Origin of the sequence: Planomonospora sp. ID82291 (assembly GCF_015711645.1) — a bacterium.
GTDB lineage: Bacteria > Actinomycetota > Actinomycetes > Streptosporangiales > Streptosporangiaceae > Planomonospora.
Window position 1 is genome coordinate 1150226 of sequence record NZ_JABTEX010000001.1, and the last position, 23927, is coordinate 1174152.

Below are 23927 nucleotides of genomic sequence, written 5' to 3' on the forward strand. Positions count from 1 at the left end.
GAGGTACAGTACCGCGAGCAAGGCCCTCAGCGGCGCCGGGGACGTCCTCGGGTCTCCGAAGACCGCCACGACCACGTGCAGCAGCGGGTAGTGGAGGAGATACACCGAGTAGCTGACCAGGCCGGACCAGGTGAGGGCGCGGGGAAGGCGCCGGTGCCGCAAGGCCGTCCCGGCCGCGAAGACCACCGCGGCCAGGACCACGGGCGGAACCCACGACGACGACGGGTTCCGCCACGACAGGTCGGGGACCACCGCGGGCAGCACGACGCACACCAGGATCGCCACTGCGCCCACGGACCGGCCCCCGGCGACCTGGCCCCGCTCCCAGCGGTAGACCACGGTTCCGGTGAACATCACCGCCAGGATCGTCACACCGTAGAGCGGCTGAGGGCTGCCCGCGGTGACCAGGACGAGGGAGGTCGCCCCCAGGATCAGCGCGCCCGTCGTGCGGAAGCGCCCCGACAGCACGCCCGCCAGCCCGATCGCGACCGCGACCAGCGCCACCGTCCCGGCCGGAGGACGCAGCAGGCCCTCGGCCGCCACCGGGCCCAGGGCGACCGCCAGAACGGCGAACCCGACCGCGAGCGCCCCGCTTCTGCGATGCGCCCCGGTGACGAACAGCGCGGTCACCAGCAGGTAGAAGACCATCTCGTAGGAGAGCGTCCACATCGGCGCCGTGATGCGGCCCGCCCCGACCACGTGCATCAGCATGGTGACCTGCGCCAGCGGGTCGATGCCCTCCGGCAGCGGGATCACGGGTGCCATCGCCAGAACGAGGACGGTCACCAGGAGGTACAGCGGATACAACCGGAACAGTCTTCCGATCCAGAACGCCCGCACGCAGCCCCGCCGCTCCAGCGAGGCCGGGATGATGTATCCGCTCACCAGGAAGAACAGAAGGACCCCGAACGCCCCCAGTTGGGGCCACACCACCTTCTGGCTGGTCACGAAGAAAGTGATCATGTGCGACGCGAGCACCGCGACGGCGCCGAGACCGCGGAGCGCGTCCAGCCAGTCCGCCCTCGAACCGGCCTCGTCGGTCCGCCACCGGGTGCCCGCGCGGCCGGAGGTCCGCCACCGGGTGCCCGCGCGGCCGGAGGACCTCCGCCCGTTCCGGCCCGGACCGGCGATCAGCCGGTCCGGGCCGGCGTCCGACGCGTCCGCGGTGTCCGTCGTTTCCATCGGCTCACGGTACCGACCGCGCCTGATCGGCCCCGCTCCGATGACCGAGGCTATGACGGCTCGTGGTGCGGTGCTTTCCTTCGTGCCGCCCTCCTGCCCAGGTGCTGCATCGGCAGCTCGACGTAGCGGTAGGTGAGCGCGCTCAGGCCCAGCACCGCCGCGACGAAGCCCGCCGTCACCGCCGCCTGCGCGGCCGGATGCATGGACCGCACGTCCCCCGCCACCGCGTGCGTCAGCCGGAGCAGCGGGTGGTGCAGCAGGTAGACCGAGTAGCTGACCAGGCCCAGCCCGATCAGGGAGCGCGGCAGGCGGCGCCCGCGCAGGGCCATCGCGCCCGCGAACGTCGCCGCCGCCAGGGCGATGGTGGTCGTCCACACCCCCGGCCGGACCCACCACCAGCCCGCCTGCTCCGCCCACACCGGGGCCGCCACCACCAGCGCGGCGGCGGCGGCCACCGGCCACAGGGTGCCGGCGCCCTGCTCCCAGCGGCGGATCGCGGTCCCGGTGAACATCATCGCGAGGATCGCCGCCCCGAACCACGGCACGAAGCCGGCGAAGAGCAGCAGCACCACGGCCATCACCCCGAGCACGCAGGCGGCCGTCCTGCGCAGCTTCCCGGTGACCAGGCAGACCATGCCCGCGACGAACACCGGACCTGAGACGTAGGCGGGCCAGAAGCCCGTCAGCAGCGGCGCGGTGAGCACCAGTCCCGTCCCGACCGCGACGGCGCCGAACCCCACGGCGAGCGTCCCGCTCCTGCGGTGCAGGCCGCAGACGAACAGGGCGGTGACCAGCAGGTAGAAGACCATCTCGTAGGAGAGCGTCCACATGGTGTCGGCCAGGCCGCCCAGGTGGACCACGTCCAGCAGCATCGTCAGGTGCGCGGAGACCGAGGCGACGTCGCGCGGCACCTGCTCGCGGACCGGCAGCCAGAAGGCCATCACCAGGACTCCGGCCGCGACCAGCAGGTAGATCGGGTAGAGGCGGAAGAACCGGCTGATCCAGAAGGCCCGGACGTCCCCGCGGCCCTCCAGCGAGACCGGGATGATGTACCCGCTCACCAGGAAGAACACCACGATGCCGTAGAGGCCCAGGCTGAACCAGTAGGGCCGCAGCTGCGGCATGAACCAGGGCAGCGCGTGCTCCAGCAGCACCGCCGTCGCGCCGATCCCGCGCAGCGCGTCCAGCCAGGCCAGCCGGGTGGAGGCCGTGGAGCGGGCGGACCGGGTGCTGGCAACGGTCGTCGACACCCGGCCCAACATACCGGGCATCTCACACGGCAAAGGGAGCAATAGCCATTTAGTGGTAAATGATCAACCTGCACGCGGCGGCCCCGGAGGAGGTCCTCCGGGGCCGCCGCCGCACGCCGGTCACTCCCACTCGATGGTGCCCGGCGGCTTGCTCGTCACGTCCAGCACCACCCGGTTGACCTCGCGGACCTCGTTGGTGATCCGGGTGGAGATGCGGGCCAGCACGTCGTACGGCACGCGGGACCAGTCGGCGGTCATCGCGTCCTCGCTGGAGACCGGGCGCAGCACGACCGGGTGCCCGTAGGTGCGGCCGTCGCCCTGGACGCCCACCGAGCGCACGTCGGCGAGCAGCACGACCGGGCACTGCCAGATGTCGCGGTCGAGACCGGCCCGGGAGAGCTCCTCGCGGGCGATGGCGTCGGCCTCGCGCAGGATCTCCAGGCGCTCGCGGCTGACCGCGCCCACGATGCGGATACCGAGCCCGGGGCCCGGGAACGGCTGGCGCCAGACCATCGCGGCGGGCAGGCCGAGCTCCTCGCCCGCGCGGCGGACCTCGTCCTTGAAGAGCGCGCGGAGCGGCTCGACCAGCTGGAACCGCAGGTCGTCGGGGAGGCCGCCGACGTTGTGGTGGGACTTGATGTTGGCGGTGCCGGTGCCGCCGCCGGACTCGACCACGTCCGGGTAGAGGGTGCCCTGCACCAGGAAGTCGACCGGGCCGTCGGCGATGACGGCGCGCTGCTCGTCCTCGAAGACCCGGATGAACTCCCGGCCGATGATCTTGCGCTTCTCCTCGGGGTCGGTGACCCCGTCGAGCGCCTTGAGGAAGCGCTCCTGGGCGTCGACCACGCGGAGCCGGACGCCGGTGGCGGCGACGAAGTCGCGCTCGACCTGCTCGGCCTCGCCCTTGCGCAGCAGGCCGTGGTCGACGAAGACGCAGGTCAGCCGGTCGCCGATGGCCCGCTGCACGATGGCCGCGGCGACCGCGGAGTCCACCCCGCCGGACAGGCCGCAGATGGCGCGGCCCTCGGGGCCGACCTGGGCGCGGACCGCCTCCACGGCCTCCTCGACGATGTTGAGCATCGTCCAGGAGGGGCGGCAGCCGGCCGCGTCGAGGAAGTGCTTGAGCACGGTCTGGCCGTGCTCGGAGTGCAGCACCTCGGGGTGGAACTGCACGCCGTACAGGCCCTTGACCGGGTTCTCGAAGGCGGCGACCGGGGTCTCGGGGGTGAACGCGGTGACGTCGAAGCCCTCGGGGGCCGCGGAGACGCTGTCGCCGTGGGACATCCAGACCGACTGCTCGGCGGGCAGGCCCGCGAAGAGCACGCCCTCCTGCGACACCTCCAGCCGGGTCCCGCCGTACTCGGCGACGCCGGTCCTGGCCACGGTGCCGCCGAGCGCCTGCGCCATGGCCTGGAAGCCGTAGCAGATGCCGAAGGTCGGCACACCGGTCTCGAACAGGCCCCGGGGGACCGGGGGCGCGCCTTCGGCGTAGACCGACGAGGGCCCGCCGGACAGGATGATGGCCTTGGGCTTCTTGGCCATCATCTCCTCCACCGGCATCGTCGAGGGGACGACCTCGGAGTAGACGTGGCATTCGCGCACCCGCCGCGCGATCAGCTGCGCGTACTGCGCGCCGAAGTCGACGACCAGGACCGTGTCGAACAGCGGGCCGGACGACGGGCCGGACGACGGGTCGGACAACGGGTCGAACTCTGACACCAAGACCCCCAAAGGAAACCACAGCGGTGGACCCAGTCTATCGGCGCCGTCCGGCCGTACCGTCTGCCGAGGTCCGGCCGTCCGCCCCGAGGTGCGACGGCGGGCGGCCCGCCCCGGGGTGCGACGGCGGGCGGTCCGGCGATCACCCTGCCGACGGAGGAGCGGGCGGGAGCGGCGGCAGGACGGCGGGAGCGGCGGGAGCGGCGGCAGGACGGCGGGAGCGGGTCCCACTCCGGTACACCGCTCAGGAGCGGCCCGTATCCGCCGATGGGAACGCGATGACACCTGACGAGCACAGGAGGCTCTGGCCGATGAGGCGTTTTCTCCGACTGCCGTTGATCCTCATGCTGGCGGCGCTGGGGACGCTGCCCGTGGTGTGCGCGGTGCGGTCCTCCTCCGACCACCTCCTCCCCGTCGCCGTGGTCTCGCTCGCGCTGACCGCGTTCGCGCTGACGCACGTCGCCGTCTCGGCCGGGCGCACCCTCGATCACGCCCCCGCCCGGACGGCGCTGCGCAAGTCGATCCTGTCGCTGACCGCCGCCGTCGTGGTGCCGGCGCTGCTGCCCCTGGGCGGGCTGGCGTACCTGTCGGTGCAGGAGAACACCGGCGCGGTGCGCGCCGGGATCCCGACCGGTGAGGCGTTCGCCTCCGCGGAGGCCTTCGCCGGCCGGGTGCCGGCGGTCGCCCTGACGCTGGCGCAGGTGCTGATGGGCGGGCTGGTGCTGACGGCGTACGCCGAGTGCCGCCGGCGGTTCGCCGAGGCCGACCTGGTCCGGCGGGAGGAGCAGGTCGGCGCCATCCTCGACGCGGCCGGCGAGGCGTTCCTCGTCGTCGACCGCAACAGCCGGATCACCCGGTGGAACCGCCAGGCCGAGGCGACCTTCGGGTGGTCGGCCGAGGAGGCCCTGGGCAGGAACCCCGTCGAGCTCACGATCCCCCATGAGCAGCGCGCCCACCGTTCCGCGGACCTCGCGCGGGCGCTCGCGGGCGGCGCGCTGCCCGAGACGGGCAGCTACGTGCAGATCGAGGCCCTGCGCCACGACGGCACGGTCTTCCCCGCCGAGATGACCGTGTGGTCGTCCTTCACCGACGACGGCGTGGCCTTCAACGCGTTCATCCGCGACGTCACCGAGACCCGCCGCGCCGATGCCGCACTGGCCGCGGCGCGCGACGAGGCGCTGGCCGCCTCGCGGATGAAGTCGGAGTTCGTGGCCAACATGAGCCACGAGATCCGCACCCCGCTGAACGGCGTCATCGGCATGACCACCCTGCTGCTCGACACCCGGCTCGACGACCGGCAGCGCGACTACCTGACCACGGTGCAGAGCTCCGCCGACGCGCTGCTCAACGTGATCAACGACATCCTCGACTTCTCCAAGATCGAGGCGGGCAAGCTCGACATCGATCCCGTCGACTTCGACGCGCGGCTGCTGGTCGAGGACGTGGTGAGCCTGATGGCCGCCCCCGCGCAGGCCAAGAGACTGGAGATCGCCGCGGTGGTGCACCCGGCCATCCCGCCGGCGCTCCGCGGCGACGTGCACCGCATCCGGCAGGTGCTGACCAACCTGGTCTCCAACGCCGTCAAGTTCACCGAGCGCGGCGAGGTCGTCGTCGAGGTCGGGGTCGGTCCCGCCGAGGAGGGGTCCGGGATCCGGCAGGTGCTCTTCGCCGTCACCGACACCGGGATCGGCATCCCCGCCGACCGGCAGGACGGCCTGTTCGACGCCTTCACTCAGGCCGACACCTCCACCACCCGCCGCTACGGCGGCACCGGCCTGGGCCTGACCATCAGCCGCCAGCTCGTCGAGCTGATGGACGGCGCGATCGGGCTGACCAGCACGGCCGGCGAGGGCAGCCGCTTCTACTTCACCCTGCCGCTGCCCGGCGCGGCCGCGCTGCCGGCCGCGCCGCAGCACCCCGCCGCGGACCTGACGGGGGTGCGCGTGCTGGTGGTCGACGACAACCTCACCAACCGCCGACTGGTCAAGGAGCTGCTCACCGGCTGGGGCGTGCGGGCGCACAGCGCGCCGGACGCGCGCAGCGCCCTGGCCGTCCTGCGCGAGGCCGCCGAAGGGGGCGACCCGTTCACCGTCGTCCTGCTCGACATGCACATGCCCGACCTCGACGGCCTGCAGCTGGCCCGGGCCATCGTCGCCGAGCCCGTCCTGGACGGCACCCGCCTGGCCATGCTGACCTCCACCAACCAGGCCGGTGAGGCGCAGGCCGCCCGGGAGTGCGGCATCGAGGTGTACCTGACGAAGCCGGTGCGCGCCGCCCAGCTGCGCACCGGGCTGCTGCAGCTGCTCGGCCGCACGCCGATCCTGGCGGATCCGGACGCCGCCGCGGACGCGGCCCCGGACCGGTTCCGGCAGCGGGCCCCGGGCCGGGACCCGCACGGGGACCCGGACCGGGACTCGAACCGGGACTCGAACCGGGACCCGGACCGGGGACGGAGCCCGGCTCCGGACGCCGTACCGTCCGTACCGTCCCCGGCGGACGGCCCCGGCGGACGCGGGAGGAACGGCGGGAACCGCGGGAACGGCGGGAACGGCGGGAACGGCGGGAACGGCGTCCGGATCCTGGTGGCCGAGGACAACGAGGTCAACCAGCAGGTCGTCATGGAGATGCTCGCGGGCCTCGGCCACGCCGCCGACGTCGTCGGGGACGGCGAGGAGGCGCTGCGCCTGCTGCGGACGGGGCGGTACGACGCCGTGCTCATGGACTGCCAGATGCCGCGTCTCGACGGCTACCAGGCCACCGAGCGGATCCGGTCGCTGCCGGCTCCGCTGAGCGCCGTCCCGGTCATCGCGCTGACCGCCTCCGCCCTGGCCTCCGACGAGCAGCGCTGCCTGGCGGCCGGCATGGACGCGTTCCTCACCAAGCCGCTGCGCAGGCAGCAGCTCGACGCGGCGCTGCGCACCGCCCTGTCCGGCCGGGCCGGCGCCGCCTGCGGGGAGCCGGAGCGCCCCTCCGATGGGGCCGGGCGCCGCGGTCCCGTCGGAGGGGGCACGGAGGCACCGGTCGCCGGGCGCTCCGCCGACGCCGAGGGACTGCTCGACCCGGAGGTGCTCGACGAGTTGCGCGACATCGGGCCCACGCTCACCGAGAGGTTCCTCCCGTCCTACCTGCACAACGCCTCGGTGGCCACCGCCGCCATCGTCGACGCGGCCGGCCGCAGGGACCTGCAGGAGCTGGCCCGGCTCGCCCACAAGCTCCGGGGCAGCAGCGCCGCCTTCGCCGGGCGGCGGCTCTCGGCGACCTGCACCACCCTGGAGCAGGCCGCCAACGACGGCGACGCCGACGCCGCCATGGCGCTGGCCGGCGCCGTGGCCCGCCAGGCCGACGCCACCTCCCGCGCCCTGGTCGCCACACTGGCGTCATCCGGACGCTGAGCGACGGGCGACCGGCGACGGGCGACGGGCGACCAGCGGCCGGCGGCCGGCGGCGGGCGGCGGAACACGCGGCACCTGCGGAGGAGGGCCGGGCTCCGGGGCGCCTAGAGCGCGCGGCCGAGCAGGCCCAGCGGCGGGGAGCCGAGGTCCAGCATCGCGGTGTGGAAGCGCTTGAGCGTGAAACCCGCGCCCCACTCCGCCCGGGCCCGCTCACGCAGGTCGAGGATCTCCAGCTTGCCCCAGGTGTACCGGCCGTAGGTCGGGTCGAAGGTGGCCCGGCGGGCCTCCGAGAGCGCGGCCGGGCCGGCCAGGTGGGTGTCGGCCTCGAAGCGGCGCGCGCCCTCCTCGACCGTCATCGCCCCGGTGTGCACGCCGACCGCGCAGGCCAGCCGGGTCACCCGAATCAGCGCCTCCAGCCAGACGCCGATCTCGAAGCGCGGGTCGTCGGGGGCGAAGCCCTCCTCGACGCAGAGCTCCTCGGCGTAGTGCGCCCACCCCTCGCAGAACGCCAGGGACATCAGCGTCCGGCGCACGTCGGAGGACGCGTGGCGCAGGGCCCGGCCGTGCGAGAAGTGCCCGGGGGCGACCTCGTGCACGTTGATCGCGGGCAGCGTGGTGGCGCTGAAGACCTCCAGCCACTCTTCGATCTCCTGCTCCGGCCAGGTGGGATCGGGCGGGGTGATGTGGTACCAGGACGGGCTCTCGGGCTCGCCGGGCGCGGCCCAGCTGATCATCGCCATGGCCCAGCGGCGGGACTCGGGGGCCAGGCCGACCCGGCACTCGCCGTCGTGGTAGGGGACGAGGTCCTTCTCCCGGGTGAAGGCGATCGCCCGCTCGGTGCCCTGCCGGGCGGCGTCGATCACGCCGTCGACGCCGGGGTGGTCGCGGACCAGCTCGCGGCAGACGTCCAGCGGCGGCCGGCCGGAGTGTCCCAGCTTCGCGCACGACTCGGCCAGCCGCGCCATCAGCCGGTCGCGCTCGGCGTCGGCCCGTCCGGCGAGCCGCCCCAGGTCCACCGTGAGCCCCTCGCCCGCGCCCATCAGCCGGGCCAGGCCGTCGGCGCCGAGGGAGGCGTCGGGGTCCCCGGTGCGCGCGGCCTCCGCGACGTGCTCGACCAGGCGCGCGTGCGCCTTGAGCGCCGCCTCCCGCACGGCGTCGTCGACGCCGTCCCGCGGCACCCCGGCGGCCAGGCCCCGGACGGTGCCGAGCAGCGCGGTGGCGACCGGCGCGCTCAGCCGGTCGAGTGCGGCGATCGCGTTGTCCACCGCCTCGGGCCAGCGGGCCAGGTGGGCCAGCCGGGCCGCGGCCCGCTCCTCCGCCGGGGCGTACTCCCGGTCGTAGCAGGCCAGGTCCAGGGTCTCCAGGTGCTCCATGGGACTGCGCCGGTACAGCTCCAGCTCGCCGAACGCGGTCCGGGCGTGCTCCTCGAAGATCTCCAGGTGGGCGGCGTCGTAGGGGTCGTCCGGGAGCGGTCCCCGGCCCAGCGCGGCCAGCCCCGCGCGCACGCCCTCGGGCGAGAGGTCCTGGATCCGCCCGTCGTACTCGTGCCGGCCGGCCATCTCCCGGACACCGGCCACGGACAGGTCGCACACCGCCCGCAGGCGGGGGTCGAGTTCACTCATCAGAAACCTCCGAGGAGACCCCCGCCTTCAGACGGGGGAGGAATCGGACCCCTGCGGCGCAGGACAGGGGCAGGTGAGTAGCCGCCAGGCGAACCACCGTACCGAACAACCATATGATTCTTAACTGATCGCGCGGCAGGATGTGAAGCAGGGCGCAGATCGTGAAGCGGGCCTACAAGTACCGCTTCCGCCCGGCCCCCGAGTAGGCGAACGAGCTTGCCCGGACGTTCGGCTGCGTCCGCCTCGTCTGCAACAAGGCCCTCGAAGACGGTGACCGTGTCGAAGGACGCGGCCGGGCGCTGGTTCGTGTCCATCCTGGTCGAGGAGACGATCCGCCCGCTCGATCCCGTAGAGCGGTCGGTGGGCGTGGACGCCGGGATCACGTCCCTGCTCACGCTGTCGACCGGCGAGAAGATCACCAACCCGAAGCACGAGCGGGCCGACCGCGAGCGCCTGGCCAAGGCGCAGCGCAACCTCGCCCGCAAGGCGAAGGCTCGAGCAACCGGGCCAAGGCGCGGATGAAGGTCGCCCGCGTCCACGCCCGGATCACCGACCGCCGCCGCGACTTCCTGCACAAACTCACCACACGGCTCGTTCGCGAGAACCAAGTGATCGCCGTGGAGGACCTGACCGTCCGCAACCTGGTCAAGAACCACGCCCTGGCCCGCGCGATCTCGGATGCCTCCTGGCGGGAACTGCGGACGATGCTGGAGTACAAGGCCGCCTGGTACGGGCGGGACCTGGTGGCGGTGGACCGCTGGTTCCCCTCCAGCAGGCTGTGTTCGGCCTGCGGCGCGCTGCGGGAGACGATGCCGCGGGGCGTCCGGACCTGGCAGTGCGTCTGCGGCGCACTGCACGATCGCGACGTCAACGCCGCGAAGAACATCCTCGCCGCCGGGCTGGCGGAGAGGTGAAACGCCTGTGGAGCCGGTGTAAGACCTCAACGAGAGTCCTCTCGGGAAGGCGCCCGGCAGTGAAGCAGGAAGACCGACCGGCGACGGTTGGAATCCTCGCCTTCAGGCGGGGGAGGAGGTCAAGCGGCCGACGCTATCCCACGATCTCCCTGGCAGCCCCATCCTGACGGGACGGGCGGCGGGAGGCCCGGCGCCTCCCCGCCGTGTCCGGCCCCCGGTCCCGGCGGGTCGGCCGCGGGGTCCGCTCGCCGCCGGTGGAGTGTCGGTGGGATCTGGCACCGTACCGCCATGGCGCAACCTCTCAAGGAGATGATCAACGCCGCTTCGGCGGGCGTGCTCGCCGACGGCGTGACGGCGGTCTGGACGGCGTTCCCCCGGGACCGGTTCGTCGCGGAGGCGTCCACCGGGCTGGAAGGGCTGGAGCTCAAGGACCGCGTCCGGCACGTCGCGCGGGCGCTCGACGCCGCGCTGCCGCCGGAGTTCCCCCGCGCCGCGGAGATCCTGCGGGAGAGCACGGCCCACGCCCGGCTGGACATGTGGAGCGGCTGGCCCGCCACCGAGTACATCGCGGCACGCGGCCACGACCACCTCCACGAGGCGATGACCGCGCTCGCCGCGCTCACCCCGTACGCCACCGGGGAGTTCGCCGTCCGGCCCTACCTCGACCGGCACCGCGACGACGCCATGAAGATCATGTACGGCTGGGCGGAGTCGGACGACGAGCACCTGCGCCGGCTGGCGTCGGAGGGGTCGCGGCCCCGGCTGCCCTGGGGCGCGCGGGTGCGGTGGCTGATGGAGCCCGGACCGGCGCTGCCGATCCTCGACCGGCTCCGCGACGACCCCGGCGAGTACGTCCGCCGCTCGGTGGCCAACCACGTCAACGACATCGCCAAGGACCACCCGGAGGTCGCGGTCGCGCTGCTCGCCCGCTGGCGCTCCGAGGGCGGCTCGCACATCGAGCGGGTCCTGCGCCACGCGGTGCGCGGCCTGCTGCGCACCGGTCACCCCGGCGCGTTGGAGCTGGTGGGCGCCGCCCCGGGGGGCGGATCGGTCGGGGCGCTGGTCCTGGACGCCGACCGGGTGGCCGTCGGCGACCGGCTCCGCTTCACGGTCACCGTCTCGGCGGACTCCCCCGGCCCGCTCGTGCTCAAGTACGCCGTCCGGCGCGACGGCTCGCGCCGCGTCTTCCACCTCGGCGAGCGCACGGCCACCGCCTCCGGCCAGCAGATCACGGTGGCCAAGTCCCACTCGTTCCGGCCCGTGACGACTCGGACCGAGCCGCCCGGCCCGCGCGTCCTGGAGATCGTCGTCAACGGCGCCGTCCGGGCGAGCGCCCCCTTCACCCTGACCGGTCCGTAACCTCTCTCCGTGACCCGGTTCCGTGACCCGGTTCCGTGACCCGATCGGCCGTGGCCTGTTTCCACCGCTCCCGCCCGCCGCGGACCGTCCTCCTCACCGTGTGGGCCGTGAACCGCTCCCTTCACGGCGGACGGCCCCGTCAGTCGGGCCGGGAGGCGGCGATCTCCAGAGCGGAGCGCGGGGTGCGGCCGAGCAGGTCGCGCAGTTCCCCTCCGGTCCCTGACAGGAAGCCGCCCGCGATGGCGGAGTAGGTGCCCACCAGCATCGGGATCTGGAAGGGCGCCAGACCGGAGGCGGTGAAGGCCTCGCGGGCCTGGGCGAGGGTGCCGGGCTCGTAGGAGACGGCGGCCCCGGTGTCCGCCGCACGGGCCCGGGCGAGGTCGGCCCCGCCGATGGCCTGCTCGCCGACCAGTTCGTAGGTCCGCCCCGCGTGCGCCGCGGCGTCGGCGGCCACCAGGGCCGCGGCCTCGGCGAGGTCCTCCCGGGCGACCGCGGCCAGCCGCCCGTCCGCCAAGGGAGCGGTGATCGCGCCGTCCTCGACCGGGGTGAGCGCGGCGAGCAGCTCCGCGTAGAGGCCGTTGCGCAGGATCGTCCAGCCCGCCGTACCCGAACGGAGCCTGCGCTCGGTCCAGCGGTGGGCGAGCGCGTAGGGCAGGTGGTCCCCGGCGGCGCTGAGGCTGGTGTAGACGATGTGCCCGACCCCGGCCTTCTCTGCGGCGTCGATCGCGGCGCCGTGCCGGGCGATGACGGCGTCGTCCTCGCCGTACCCGGCGGAGACGAGCAGCAGCGTCTCCACTCCGTCGAAGCCGTCCGCCAGCGAGGGCGGGTCGTCGAAGTCGATCCGGCGCACCGGAGCCCCGGCCGGAACACGCTCCGGGTTCCTGGTGCCGACGACCACGCCGCCCTCCCCCGCCGGAGGCGCTGAAGCGCGAGTGACCGCGTGCCCGGTGAGACGTCCGGCCAGGTGGCCGATGACAAGCCGGCCCAGGGCGCCCGACGCGCCGGTGACAAGGATCATGCGATTTCCTCCCTGATCGAGTGGTTATTTCTGGTAACCGGGACCATCATCGGGAACCGGAACGGATCACATAAGGAGGCACTTCCATGTCAGTCGGGCACAGCGCGGTAACCACGGAGCCGACGGCGCCGGTCGTCTCCTGCGGCGGCGAGCACGAGGACTGCGGCATCCGGGAGGTCCTCGACCGGATCGGGGACAAGTGGTCGGTCCTGGTGATCGTGGAGCTGGCCCAGGGCGTGCGCCGGTTCCGGCGGCTCCAGCGGGCGGTGCCCGGCATCTCCCAGCGCATGCTCACCCTCACCGTCCGCCGCCTGGAGCGCGACGGCCTGGTCTCCCGGACGGTCCACGCCACTGTTCCCCCGCAGGTGGAGTACGAGCTGACGCCCACCGGCCACAGCCTCACCCACCTGGTCAAGGCCCTCGCGGACTGGTCGGCCGCGCATCGTGAGGGCATCGCCGCCTCCCGCCGGGCATGGGACGCCGCCAACCCCGGCTCCGGCATCCACTGAGAGGCACCCGGACGGCCCCGATCGATATCCGCGGAAGGGACCCGACGACATCCCGCCGAGAGCCCCGCCGGGGTGGTATCCATCGAAATCCGGCGGGGTTCACCGAGGACGACATCCACCGAAACCGGTCGCGACGGGCGGAACCGGACTGGGAGGATGTCCGGATGACCCTGCGGATCACCACCCTCGCCGAACGCCCGGAACTCGCCGACGCCATGTGGTCGATGGAGAACTCCTGGCCGGAGTTCATGATGCACGACCCGATGGCGAACCTCTACTACGACGTCTGCACGAGCCTCTACCCGGAGTTCGTGCTGGTCGCCGACGACGACGCCGAGCCCGGGCGGATCGTGGCCAAGGCGTTCAGCGTGCCCTTCGTCCCCCGCCGGGAGGATCTGCCGGACGGCGGCTGGGACGCCGCGATCCTGTGGGCCTGGCACACCCGGCGGTCCGCTGCGGTGGCCACCGCGGCCTCCGCGCTGGAGATCACCGTTCGGAGGGACCTGCTCGGCACCGGCCTGTCCCCGATCATGCTGGGCGCGCTCCGGGACAACGCCGCCGGCCGGGGCTTCACCGAACTGCTCGCCCCGGTGCGGCCGAACGCCAAGCATCTGGAGCCGCGCACCCCGATGGCGGAGTACGCCGCGCGGACCCGGCCCGACGGGCTCCCCGCCGACCCGTGGCTGCGAGTGCACGTCCGGGCGGGCGGCGAGATCGCCAAGGTGGCGCCCCGGTCGATGACGATCTCCGGAACGCTCGCCGAGTGGCGCGGATGGACCGGCCTGCCCTTCGACGCGGCCGGCCCCGTCGAGGTGCCCGGCGCCCTGGTCCCGGTCCACTGCGACCCCGACCAGGACCACGCCGTCTACGTCGAGCCGAATGTCTGGGTGAGGCACGCGCTGACACCGACGGAATGATCTCGAAGGCGTACATCCCAGGAGATCATTCACCGGTGCGGCCACGGTGTGCGGCCTCACCCGTTCCGGCCTGCTACGATCCGGACCGCGCAATGGACCACCGGCCCGCTCAGATGCCCTCCTTGATCAGGCGTTCGAGGCGTACGCTGTCGTCATGAGCGAAGCAGCGTACGAGATTCCTCTTGGAGGATCTTCACGCACATCCCGAGCGTTGGGATGAGGCGGTCGAATCCGCCGTGCACGGCAAGGTGATCACCCTTACCGGCAGGGGTGAACGGCTGGCCGCCGTCGTGCCCGCCGAGCAGATCGACCTGGTGGAGCGCCTGCAGGAGACCATCGACGTACTCTCCGACACCGAAGCCGTCCAGGCGATCATGGAGTCACGGATGTCGATTACGGTCGGTGAAGGCGTGCGAGGCGTGGAAGCGGTCCGCGCGCTTCTCGACCAACGTCAGTGAGCGAGTACGAACGAGCGCCCTTCGAACTGGTCGTGGGCGCGGCAGCACGACGTGCGATCTCCGACAAGCTCCCGCCCGATGTCGCGGTAGGGGCGGTAGGGGCGGTCGAGTTCATCGCAGGGGCGCTGTTGGAGAATCCTCATCGGGTCGGCAAGGAGTTCCACGAACCGCTCGCAGGCGTGCACAGCGCTCGATTGATGCGGGAGTGGCGCATCCTGTACGAGGTCTACGACGAGCAGGAACCGCGAGAGATCCACGTCCTCGACATCCGTCACCGCGCGGACGCCTACCAGCGTCGTTGATCGCCTCTCCGGTCCGGATGGTACTGGAACCCGCTGATCCACGATCCATGCGAGACCCTGCGGATATCGGGTCCGACGACGGCACTCAGACCGCGCTGACCTGGTCCAGCAGCGCTTCCAGGGTCTTGTCGTCGGTGGCCGGGGCCATGACGGTCGCGCGCAGGTGGCGGACGCCGCCGATCTCGGCGGAGGTCAGATGGAAGGCGCCCTCGGCCATCAGCCGCTCGCGGATCTCCAGCTGGTCGCCGGTGCCGTACCGGAAGCAGACGATGTTGCTCTCCGGTTCGTACGGGAACGTGAAGCCGGGCCGCTCGCGGCCCAGCTCCCAGAGGCGGTGGGCGGCGGCGTACTGCCGGGTGACGTGGTCGCCGAGGCCGCGCTCGCCCCGCCAGGCGAGGTTGAGGAAGACCTTCAGGCCCAGCTCGGCCTTGCTGCACTCCACCGTCCTGCCGATGGAGTCGATGCCCGGGGGTCCGCCGGAACCGGGCGCGGGAGCGGAACCCGGAGCGGGGCCGGACGCGGGAGTCGAATCCGGGGCGGGGCCGGAGGAGGCCGGGAGCCGGACGCCGGAGGGGTTCACGTGCGTGTCCGCGTCCCGGTCGTAGAACAGGTAGCTCGCCTCCTGGCGGAAGGCCGCGTCCAGGTCGCCCCCGCGCCGGGTCAGTACGGCGGCGGCCAGGCTGGAGGTGCGCAGCATCTTGTGCGCGTCCCAGATCAGCGAGTCGGCCAGCTCCACCCCGTCGAGCCGGTGCCGGTGCTCGTCGCTGAGCAGCGCCGACATCCCGTGGGCGCCGTCCACGTGGAAGCGGACGCCGTGCTCGGCGCAGAACTCCCCGATCCCGCGCAGGTCGTCGTGGAGGCCGGTCCCGGTCGCGCAGGCGCTCGCCACCAGGGCCATCGGCCGCCGCCCGGCCCGGCGCACCCGGTCCAGGGCGTCGGGCAGCCGCGCGACGTCGATCCGGCCGAGCGGGTCGGTCTCCAGCGGCACGACCGCCCGCTCGCCGAGGCCGAGGATCGCCGCGGCCCGGGTCAGCGAGTAGTGCGCCGAGGCGGGGACGAGCAGGGCCAGGTCGCCGGGGACGCCCTCGGTCCAGGCGTCCGGCGCGACGGCCGCCCGCGCGGCCAGCAGCGCGGTGAGGTTGGCCAGCGACCCGCCGTGGGTGAGCACGCCGCCGCCCGCCGCGCCGTACCCGGTCTTCTCCAGCATCCAGCGCACGACCTCGTGCTCGACGGTCGCCGCCGAGGCGCCCATCTCGTAGACCGCCATCGGGTTGTTGGCGGCGCCGTGGACGAGGTCGGCGAGGGCGGCCGGGAAGTCGGGCGCGGCCACCTGGTGGCCGAGGGAGGCCGGATGGTGCAGCCGGGTCCCCTCCTCCAGGTAGGCGGCCAGGAAAGCGGCGTGGTCGTCCGGGGTCATCCCGCCCTCGCGGATCCACCGGGCCAGGCCGAGTTTCTCGGCCAGCTCGCGCGGCGGGCGGCGGGCGATGACGGGCGGCAGGCCGCGCTGGCTCTCGTCCACGTAGGCGGCCAGCCGCTCGACGGTCGCGCCCGCGGCCCGGGTGAACTCCTCGACGTTCCAGATCACAGGGGGATTCTGCCGGACGGCCGTCCGGCGATCGGACGGGTGGTCAGGTGATGCCGACGATGGGCAGGCGCAGGGCGCCGGGGGCGGCGGCGGGGACGACGGGGTGCTTCGGCGCGACGGGGGCCGGCCGTACGTAGGGGGAGCCCGGGGCGGGGCGCGGGTCGGGCTCGCCCCGGTTGGGCCACAGGGCCATGGCGCGCTCGGCCTGCGCGGTGATGGTCAGCGAGGGGTTGACGCCCGGGTTGGCGGAGACCGCGGAGCCGTCGACGACGTGCAGGCCCGGGTGGCCGTGGACGCGGTGGTAGGGGTCGATCACGCCGGAGGCCGGCGAGTCGCCGATGACGCAGCCGCCGAGGAAGTGCGCGGTGGCGGGGATGTCGAACAGGTCGAGCCAGGACCCGCCGGGCATGCCGCCGATCTCCTCGGCCGCGTGCCGGACGAACGCGTGCCCGGCCGGGATCCAGGTGGGGTTGGGCTCACCGTGGCCCGGCCGGGAGCGCAGCCGCCGGCCGCCGAGCGGGCCCCGGCCCGGGGACAGGGTGATCGAGTTGTCCTTGGCCTGCATGACGAGGGCGATGAGCGCGCGCTCGGACCACCGGCGGTGGTCGAACAGCCGGGGCAGCAGGTGCGGGCGGCGGGCCGCCTCGCCGAGGAACTTCAGCCAGCGCGGCGTGCCGCCGCCGGGCGCGCCGCTGATCCCACCACCGGCCGCGCCACCGGGCGTGCCGCCGTCGATCAGCAGGGTGCGCAGCATCGCCATGGCGTTGGAACCGTCACCGTAGCGGACGGGCTCGATGTGGGTGTGCGCGTCGAGGTGGACCGAGGAGGTGATCGCCAGGCCGCGGTTGAGCTTGTCGTCCTTGACGGACAGGCGCTCGAAGCCGAGCAGCGCCTCGGAGTTGGTCCTGGTCAGGGCGCCGAGCCGGTCGGACAGGCGGGGCAGCGCCCCGGTGGCCCGCATCCGGTGGAGCAGGCGCTGCGTGCCGTACGTCCCGGCGGCGAAGACCACCTGCCCGGCGGTGAGCGTGCGGCGCCGCCACGGCGCACCCGTCCTGCGCACCTCGACCGCGTAACCGCCGTCGTACCCACCGGACCCGCCGTCCTTACCGGACCCGCCGGATCCGTCGTCCGCCCGCAGGAGGCGGACCGCGGTGACCGTGGTCTCCGGGTGCACCCTGGCCCCGGCCTTCTCCGCGAGGTACAGGTAGTTCTTGGTCAGCATGTTCTTGGCGCCGTGCCGGCAGCCGGTCATGCACTCGCCGCACTCGGTGCAGCCCCGGCGCCGCGGCCCGGCGCCGCCGAAGTACGGATCGTCCGCCTCCGCGCCGGGCGTGCCGAAGAAGACCCCGACCGGGGCCCGGTGGAAGCTCTCGCCCACGCCCATCCGCTCGGCGACCTTCTTCATGATCTCGTCGGCGCGGGTGACGGTCGGGTTCTCCACCACGCCCAGCATCCGCCGGGCCTGGTCGTAGTACGGCCCCAGCTCGGCCTTCCAGTCGGTGATGCCCGCCCACTGGGGGTCGGCGAAGAACGGGTCCGGGGGCTCGTAGAGGGTGTTGGCGTAGACCAGGGAGCCGCCGCCGACCCCGGCGCCGGCCAGCACCATGACGCCGGTGCCCTTCGCGCCGCGCAGCACGTGGATGCGCTGGATGCCCTTCATGCCCAGGGCCGGCGCCCACAGGAAGTCGCGGACCCGCCAGGAGGTCTTCGGCAGCGTGCTCTCGTCGAAGCGCCGCCCGGCCTCCAGGACCCCGACCCGGTAGCCCTTCTCCGTCAGGCGGAGCGCGGTGACGCTGCCGCCGAACCCCGATCCGATCACCAGCACGTCGTAGTCGAACACCCCGGGCGCTCCCTCCGCCTCACCGGCCCGCCTCACCGGCCCCTCTCACCGGCCCGCCTCCCGCTCCGGGCGCTCATTTCAGGTGCAGCGCCTTCATGACCTTGAGCAGGTTCACCACCACGTCGGTGTAGCGGTCGTAGGCCATCCCGGGCAGCGGTTCCAGGCCGAGCCAGCCGGCCTGGGTGGCGATGGTCTGCGCCTCGGTGTACTTCAGCAGCCCCTCGGAGCCGTGGCGGCGGCCCAGGCCGGAGGACTTCATGCCGCCCATGGGGGCGTCGTAGGAGGCGAAGGCCGCGCCGTACCCCTCGTTGACGTTGACGGTCCCGGCCTTGATCCGGCCCGCCAGCGCGCGACCGCGCGCCAGGTCCCGCGTCCAGACGGAGGCGTTGAGGCCGTAGACGGTGTCGTTGGCCTTCGCCACGGCCTCGGCCTCGTCGGAGAAGCGGTAGAGCGACACGACGGGGCCGAAGGTCTCCTCGCGGCACAGGTCCATGGTCTCGTCCACGTCCGCCAGGACCGTGGGCTCGTAGAACAGCGGCCCGGCCTCGGGGCGCGGCCGGCCTCCGGCCAGCACCCGGGCGCCCTTGGCGACGGCGTCGTCCACGTGGGCGGCGACCGCCTCCAGCTGGCGCCGCGAGGTGAGCGAGCCCATCTGCACATCCCAGTCGAGGCCGGTGCCGAGCTTCATGTTCGTGACCAGGCGGACGAACTTCTCGGTGAACGCGTCGTACACGGCGTCGTGGACGTAGAGCCGCTCGATGGAGATGCACAGCTGCCCGGCGTTGGTGAAGCAGGCGCGCAGCGCCCCCTGGGCGGCCACGTCGAGGTCGGCGTCGTCGAGGACGATCATCGGGTTCTTGCCGCCGAGCTCCAGGGAGCAGCCGATCAGCCGCTTGGCGGCCTCCTCGGCGATCTTCCGGCCGGTCCGGGTGGAGCCGGTGAAGGCCACGTAGTCGGCGTCGTCGAGGAGCGGGTCGCCGATCTCGGCGGGGTCGCCGAGCACGACCTGCCAGATCTCGCGCGGCATGCCGAGGGAGACCAGCAGGTCGATCGTCCACAGGGTGGACAGGGCGGTCTGGGTGTCGGGCTTGTGGACGACGGCGTTCCCGGCGAGCAGGGCCGGGACGACGTCGGTCACGCCGAGCGAGAGGGGGTAGTTCCAGGGCGAGACCAGCGCCACGACGCCCTTGGGCCGGCGGGCCTCGACGACCTTCGTCGCGATCGGGAACAGGCCCGCGCGCCGCCGGGGCTCCAGCAGGCCGGGGGCCCGCCGGGCGTAGTAGAGGCTGCAGCCCGCGACGTCGGCGACCTCCTCGAAGGCGTGCCGACGGGCCTTTCCGGTCTCCCACTGGACGATGTCGAGGATCTCCTCGCGGCGCTCCAGGACGGCGTCGTGCAGGCGCAGGAAGGGCAGGGCCCGCGCCCGGGCGGGCAGCGCCGCCCACGCCGCCTGCGCCTCGCGGGCCCGCGCGTGGGCGGTACGGACGTCCTCGGCGGTGGAGAGCGGCAGTTCGGCGAGGGGTTCACCGGTGAAGGGGGCGGAGATCTCGCGGGTCTTCCCGCTGGAGGTCACCTGGCGGACGACGCGCTCGATCATGTCCCGGTCGAGGGTCCGGATCGCTCCGAGAGTGGCAGCCATGCCCGAAGGGTATTCGGTAGAACGCCGTACGGCTACCGGTCGGTAGGAGGCCGGGACCGCCGTACGGCCACCGGCCGGCAAGAGGCCGGGACCGCCGACCGGCCACCGGCCGACAGGAGGCCGGGACCGCCGACCGGCCACCGGCCGGCAAGAGGCCGGGGCCGCCGACCGGCGGGCGGCTGAACCGGACGTGCCGCCGATCCGTCGTAGGGGCATGAGGACATCGATTCGCACGGCCGGCGCGACCCTGGCCGCCGCCCTGCTCGCCACGGCGTGCACCGCCGCCCCGGGGGAGCCGGGCGCGGGCCGTACGGCGCCGGTGGAACTGGGGGACGTGCGGCTGGTCGCCTACAGCGGCTGTGACGACCTGCTCGCCGGGCTGCGCGCGGCCACGGCGGAGCATGTGGGGCCGTGGGGCCTGGGCGGGCCGGTCACGTACGCGCTCGCCGAGGACTCGGCCGCCAGGAGCGCCAAGCAGGAGGCGCCCGAGCACTCCACCACGAACACGCACGAGGCCGGGGTGGACGAGCCCGACCTGGTGAAGACCGACGGCAAGCGGGTGATCACCGTGAACCGCGGCGTGCTCCGCGTGGTGGACGCCGCCACCCGGAAGGTCACCGGCACGCTCCGGCTGGTGGACGCCGAGCAGGCGTGGGCCCCGGCCGACCTGCTGGTCAGCGGCGACCGGGCGCTGGTGCTGTTCTCCGGGGGCGGGATCATCCCGTACGGCGCCATGGCCAAGATCGCCCCGAGCCCGGGACCGCGCTACGTGCTCGTCGACCTGTCCGGCGAGCCGAAGGCGATCGGCTCGATCACCCCGAACGGCTCGCACGTGGACGCGCGCATGGTCGGCTCGACGGTGCGGCTCGTGGTCCGCAGCCAGCCCGTCCTCACCTTCCCCGACGCCGGGCCCGACGCCACGGACGCCGAGCGGACCCGCAGGAACGTCGAGGCGGTCAAGGCCGCGCCCGTCGAGGCGTGGCTGCCGACCTACGAGGTGGCCGGCGCGGCCGGCCGGAGCGAGAAGCGCACGGTCGACTGCGGACGGGTCAGCCACCCGCGCGCGTACACCGGCACCTCGATGCTGACCGTGCACAGCCTCGACCTGGCCGGCGGCGAGCGGGCGCTCGCCGAGACCGCCCCGATCGGCGTGGCCGCCGACGGCGACACCGTCTACGGCACCGGATCCAGCCTGTACGTCACCAGCAACCCGCGCTCGTGGTGGGCCAGGCCGATCGACAACGTGATCGTCGAGGAGGAGCCCGAGCCCCGGCCGCGCTCCACGCGCGTGGAGCAGGAGCCCACGCCGCTGCCCGGCTCCGCCACGCCGAGCCCCGCGCCGCCCGGCGGCGTCGCCCCGGAGGTCGAGCCGACCCCGGCCGAGGAGACCGTCACGGTGCCCCCGCGGACGGAGACGTCCGCCCCGGCGACTCCCCCGGCCGCGCCCCGGACCACGGCGCCCGCGCCGGAGACCACCCCGGCCGCGCCGGAGGAGACCGCCCGGCCCGCGGAGCCGGAGGGCACCCCCGCCCCGGAGACCACCCCGGTCCTGCCGCCGGAGGAGACCGAGATCCACCGGTTCGACGTCACCGCGCCGGGCGCGCCGCGCTACGCCGCCTCCGGCAGGGTCCCCGGGAGGCTGCTCAACCAGTACTCCCTGTCCGAGCACGAGGGGCACCTGCGGGTGGCGACCACCCTGGAGACCGGGAAGACGAGCTCCAGCACCGTGTACGCGCTCAAGGCCGACACCCTGGCCGAGGTCGGCCGGGTCGGCGGCCTGGGCGAGGGCGAGCGGATCTACTCGGTCCGGTTCATCGGCCCGACCGGCTACGTGGTGACGTTCAGGCAGGTGGACCCGCTCTACGTGCTCGACCTGCGCGACCCCGCCGCGCCGCGGAAGACCGGCGAGCTGAAGATCACCGGCTACTCGGCCTACCTGCACCCGGCGGGCGACGGGCGGCTGATCGGCATCGGCCAGGAGGCCAGCGAGCGGGGCCGCACGCTCGGCACCCAGGTCTCCCTCTTCGACGTCCGCGACCCGGCGAACCCGCGCCGCCTGGCGCAGTTCTTCCAGAAGGACTCCGGCTCGGAGGCCGAGTGGGACCCGCACGCCTTCCTGTACTGGGCGCCGACCGGCACCGCCGTACTGCCGCTGAGCACCTGGACCGGCACCGAGCAGACCAACGGCGCCGCCCTGGTCCTGACGGTCGGCGACGCCGCCGTCACCCGGGCCGGGACCGTCGTCCACCCCGCGCCCAAGCCGGTGGAGAACACCCGGATCGCCCCCTACGACCCGGGCATCCGCCGCTCGGTCGTGATCGGCGACGCGCTGTGGACCGTCTCCGACCTCGGCCTGGCGGTCAACGCCCTGGACGGCCTGGCCAAGCGGGCCTGGATCCCGTTCGACTGACCCGCCGCGGCCGGGCCCTACGGTACGGCCTGGCACCGGAGACGGTTCATCCGCGCCCCGAGCCCTCGGCAGCCCGCTGCCGAGGGCTCGGCCGCTCCCCGGCGGACCAGGTCCCCCCTCCTGGCGGATCCTCGACAGCTTCCCGCCAAACCCTCGATACAACGTCGACGAATCCTCGATAAGACCCTGGCGGATCCTCGATACAGGACCGCCGACTCCTAACCGGAAGGTTCGGAAGCATGCCTGATCTCATCCCTCGCCTGGCAGAGGCCGAACTCGACGACTTGATGCACTCATTTCGCATCGTGATCGTCAACGGTCCGCGCCAGTCGGGGAAGACCACCCTTCTGGAGGGGTTCCAGCGACGGCATGGCGGCGTCTACCGGACACTCGACGACGAAGCCATCCTCAACGCCGCACTCGACGATCCCGCGACCTTCGCCCGGCAGGAGCCCGCCCCGGTCCTGATCGACGAGGTCCAGCACGGCGGTGACGCGCTTCTCCGGGCGATCAAAAGAGTTGTGGACCAGAACCGCGCTCTGGGGCAGTTCATCCTGTCCGGATCGACACGGTTCCTCACCGTCCCGACTCTCTCCGAGTCACTCGCCGGCAGGGCCGCGCTCATCGAACTCTGGCCGCTCGCCGTCAGTGAGCGCGTGGGAGCCTCACCGGATTTCTTTCTCCGCGCCTTCACCGAACCACGCAGCCTTCTCGTCGCCGACTCCCCCTGGAGCCGGGCCGACTACCTGCGCGTGACGGTGGAGGGCGGCTATCCCGAACTGCTGTTCAGCACCGCCCCCAGCAGGCGGGCACGCTGGTTCCGGAGCTATGTCACGATGATCGCCACCCGTGACATCCGCGAGTTCGCCACCATCCGGCACCAGAATGCGATCCCCCGTCTGTTGTCCCTGCTGGCTGCATCCCTCGGCTGCACGCTCGTGGGCACCAATCTCTCCCAGGCGATGGAGCAGAGCTGGGAGACGACGCGGAACTACCTCTCCTACGTGGAGACGGTCTTCCTCACCGCACGGCTGAGCCCCTGGTCCACCGACCTCACATCACGCATCGTCAAGTCCCCCAAGATCTATCTCACCGACTCGGGTCTCGCCGCGCACCTCCTGCGACAGTCGGCCCAGTCCTTGACACCTCCCGGAAACTCCCAGCTCGGCCCGCTCATCGAGACGCTCGCCTTCACCGAGATCACCAAGCTTCTCTCCTTCTGCGACGACCCGCCCACGCTGTGGTACTACCGCGACAAAGAGCAGCGGGAGATCGACTTCATCCTGGAGGCGTCGGACGGGCGCGTCATCGCCATCGAGATCAAGGCGAGCACGTCTCCGTCAGCGAGCAGCGCCAAGCATCTGGCATGGCTCCGGGACAAACTCGGCGACCGGTTCGTGCAGGGCATCGTCCTCCACCTGGGACCGCAGAGCCTCTCCTTCGGAGACCGCATCCTCTCCCTGCCCATGTCCGCTCTCTGGGGCCATCTCCAGCCGGCGGTCTGACTCATCCGGCCACGAGCATGATCCGCGTTCTGCCGACCAAGCCTTCGGCAAGATGCCGTCCAGGGAGCCGGTGGAACCAGAACAGCCTGATCAGGTCAGCCGGTCGAGACGACGCACGACAGAGGGCGGTTCACCTGGCGGAGATCGTCAACCTCAAAGGCGCCGCAGCACTCCGACCTCTATTACACCGACATATCAGCCTTTACAAGATCTTGTCAGAGTTCATAAACCGGTGTTACCTCTTGCGCAGCGCACGTGATCCACGCGTGGCATGGCCGGCGACGGCCAACCCCCCGCAGGAGGCCC

Annotated in this window: 15 protein-coding genes and 2 pseudogenes; 9 read left to right on the plus strand and 8 right to left on the minus strand. The window is 73.0% G+C overall.

Annotated features, from left to right (window positions below; genetic code table 11):
- Positions 1 to 27: 27 nt before the first annotated feature.
- From HS045_RS04845 to guaA, 3 genes and pseudogenes are all read right to left on the minus strand, one after another.
- A pseudogene (locus HS045_RS04845) lies at positions 28 to 1182 on the minus strand (acyltransferase family protein); the annotation flags it as partial.
- 50 nt (positions 1183 to 1232) lie between these two features.
- A complete protein-coding gene (locus HS045_RS04850; RefSeq protein WP_307827385.1) occupies positions 1233 to 2432 on the minus strand; it encodes an acyltransferase in 1200 nt (399 codons plus the stop codon).
- A gap of 120 nt (positions 2433 to 2552) precedes the next feature.
- Positions 2553 to 4097 carry a glutamine-hydrolyzing GMP synthase gene (gene guaA, locus HS045_RS04855; protein ID WP_230883753.1) on the minus strand — a complete coding sequence of 515 codons (1545 nt, stop codon included), beginning with the start codon at positions 4095 to 4097 and terminating at the stop codon, positions 2553 to 2555.
- Positions 4098 to 4462: 365 nt separating this feature from the next.
- On the opposite strand from guaA, the gene HS045_RS04860 reads away from it, so the two are divergent.
- Positions 4463 to 7543 (plus strand): response regulator, encoded by a 3081-nt coding sequence (locus tag HS045_RS04860; protein WP_196449954.1) that lies wholly within the window; start codon positions 4463 to 4465, stop codon positions 7541 to 7543.
- Positions 7544 to 7647: 104 nt separating this feature from the next.
- On the opposite strand, the gene HS045_RS04865 is transcribed toward HS045_RS04860, so the two are convergent.
- Complete coding sequence (locus HS045_RS04865; RefSeq protein ID WP_196449955.1) at positions 7648 to 9165, minus strand: DUF885 family protein; 1518 nt, start codon at positions 9163 to 9165, stop codon at positions 7648 to 7650.
- A 255-nt stretch (positions 9166 to 9420) separates the two neighbouring features.
- On the opposite strand from HS045_RS04865, the pseudogene HS045_RS04870 reads away from it, so the two are divergent.
- Positions 9421 to 10246 (plus strand): annotated as a pseudogene (locus HS045_RS04870) (RNA-guided endonuclease TnpB family protein); the annotation flags it as partial.
- 121 nt (positions 10247 to 10367) lie between these two features.
- Positions 10368 to 11438, plus strand: coding sequence for a hypothetical protein (locus HS045_RS04875; protein ID WP_196449956.1), 1071 nt, complete (start codon positions 10368 to 10370; stop codon positions 11436 to 11438).
- A gap of 139 nt (positions 11439 to 11577) precedes the next feature.
- Here HS045_RS04875 and HS045_RS04880 read toward each other — a convergent pair whose 3' ends face one another.
- Positions 11578 to 12456, minus strand: coding sequence for an NAD(P)H-binding protein (locus HS045_RS04880; RefSeq protein ID WP_196449957.1), 879 nt, complete (start codon positions 12454 to 12456; stop codon positions 11578 to 11580).
- Positions 12457 to 12542: 86 nt separating this feature from the next.
- Between HS045_RS04880 and HS045_RS04885 the strand changes: the two genes are divergently transcribed.
- From HS045_RS04885 to HS045_RS04900, 4 genes are all read left to right on the plus strand, one after another.
- Positions 12543 to 12965, plus strand: coding sequence for a helix-turn-helix domain-containing protein (locus HS045_RS04885; RefSeq protein ID WP_196449958.1), 423 nt, complete (start codon positions 12543 to 12545; stop codon positions 12963 to 12965).
- Positions 12966 to 13129: 164 nt separating this feature from the next.
- Entirely contained in the window at positions 13130 to 13882 is a 753-nt protein-coding gene (locus HS045_RS04890; protein ID WP_196449959.1) for an N-acetyltransferase, read from the plus strand.
- 182 nt (positions 13883 to 14064) lie between these two features.
- Positions 14065 to 14340 carry a type II toxin-antitoxin system prevent-host-death family antitoxin gene (locus HS045_RS04895; RefSeq protein WP_196449960.1) on the plus strand — a complete coding sequence of 92 codons (276 nt, stop codon included), beginning with the start codon at positions 14065 to 14067 and terminating at the stop codon, positions 14338 to 14340.
- Complete coding sequence (locus tag HS045_RS04900) at positions 14337 to 14642, plus strand: type II toxin-antitoxin system RelE/ParE family toxin (RefSeq protein ID WP_196449961.1); 306 nt, start codon at positions 14337 to 14339, stop codon at positions 14640 to 14642. The genes HS045_RS04895 and HS045_RS04900 overlap by 4 nt, the downstream gene beginning before the upstream one ends.
- 85 nt (positions 14643 to 14727) lie before the next feature.
- Here the strand turns inward: HS045_RS04900 and HS045_RS04905 are convergent, their stop codons facing one another.
- From HS045_RS04905 to HS045_RS04915, 3 genes are all read right to left on the minus strand, one after another.
- A complete protein-coding gene (locus HS045_RS04905; RefSeq protein ID WP_196449962.1) occupies positions 14728 to 16227 on the minus strand; it encodes an aspartate aminotransferase family protein in 1500 nt (499 codons plus the stop codon).
- 43 nt (positions 16228 to 16270) lie between these two features.
- Complete coding sequence (locus HS045_RS04910; RefSeq protein ID WP_196449963.1) at positions 16271 to 18067, minus strand: GMC oxidoreductase; 1797 nt, start codon at positions 18065 to 18067, stop codon at positions 16271 to 16273.
- Between the two features lie 73 nt (positions 18068 to 18140).
- Positions 18141 to 19706 carry a succinic semialdehyde dehydrogenase gene (locus HS045_RS04915; protein WP_196449964.1) on the minus strand — a complete coding sequence of 522 codons (1566 nt, stop codon included), beginning with the start codon at positions 19704 to 19706 and terminating at the stop codon, positions 18141 to 18143.
- 214 nt (positions 19707 to 19920) lie between these two features.
- Here HS045_RS04915 and HS045_RS04920 point away from each other — a divergent pair, with 214 nt between their 5' ends.
- Together HS045_RS04920 and HS045_RS04925 are read left to right on the plus strand one after the other, a co-directional pair.
- The gene (locus HS045_RS04920; protein ID WP_196449965.1) at positions 19921 to 22116 is read left to right on the plus strand and encodes a beta-propeller domain-containing protein; all 2196 of its coding nucleotides are present in this window, start codon (positions 19921 to 19923) and stop codon (positions 22114 to 22116) included.
- Positions 22117 to 22355: 239 nt separating this feature from the next.
- Positions 22356 to 23621 carry an ATP-binding protein gene (locus HS045_RS04925; RefSeq protein ID WP_196449966.1) on the plus strand — a complete coding sequence of 422 codons (1266 nt, stop codon included), beginning with the start codon at positions 22356 to 22358 and terminating at the stop codon, positions 23619 to 23621.
- The last annotated feature ends 306 nt before the right edge of the window (positions 23622 to 23927 follow it).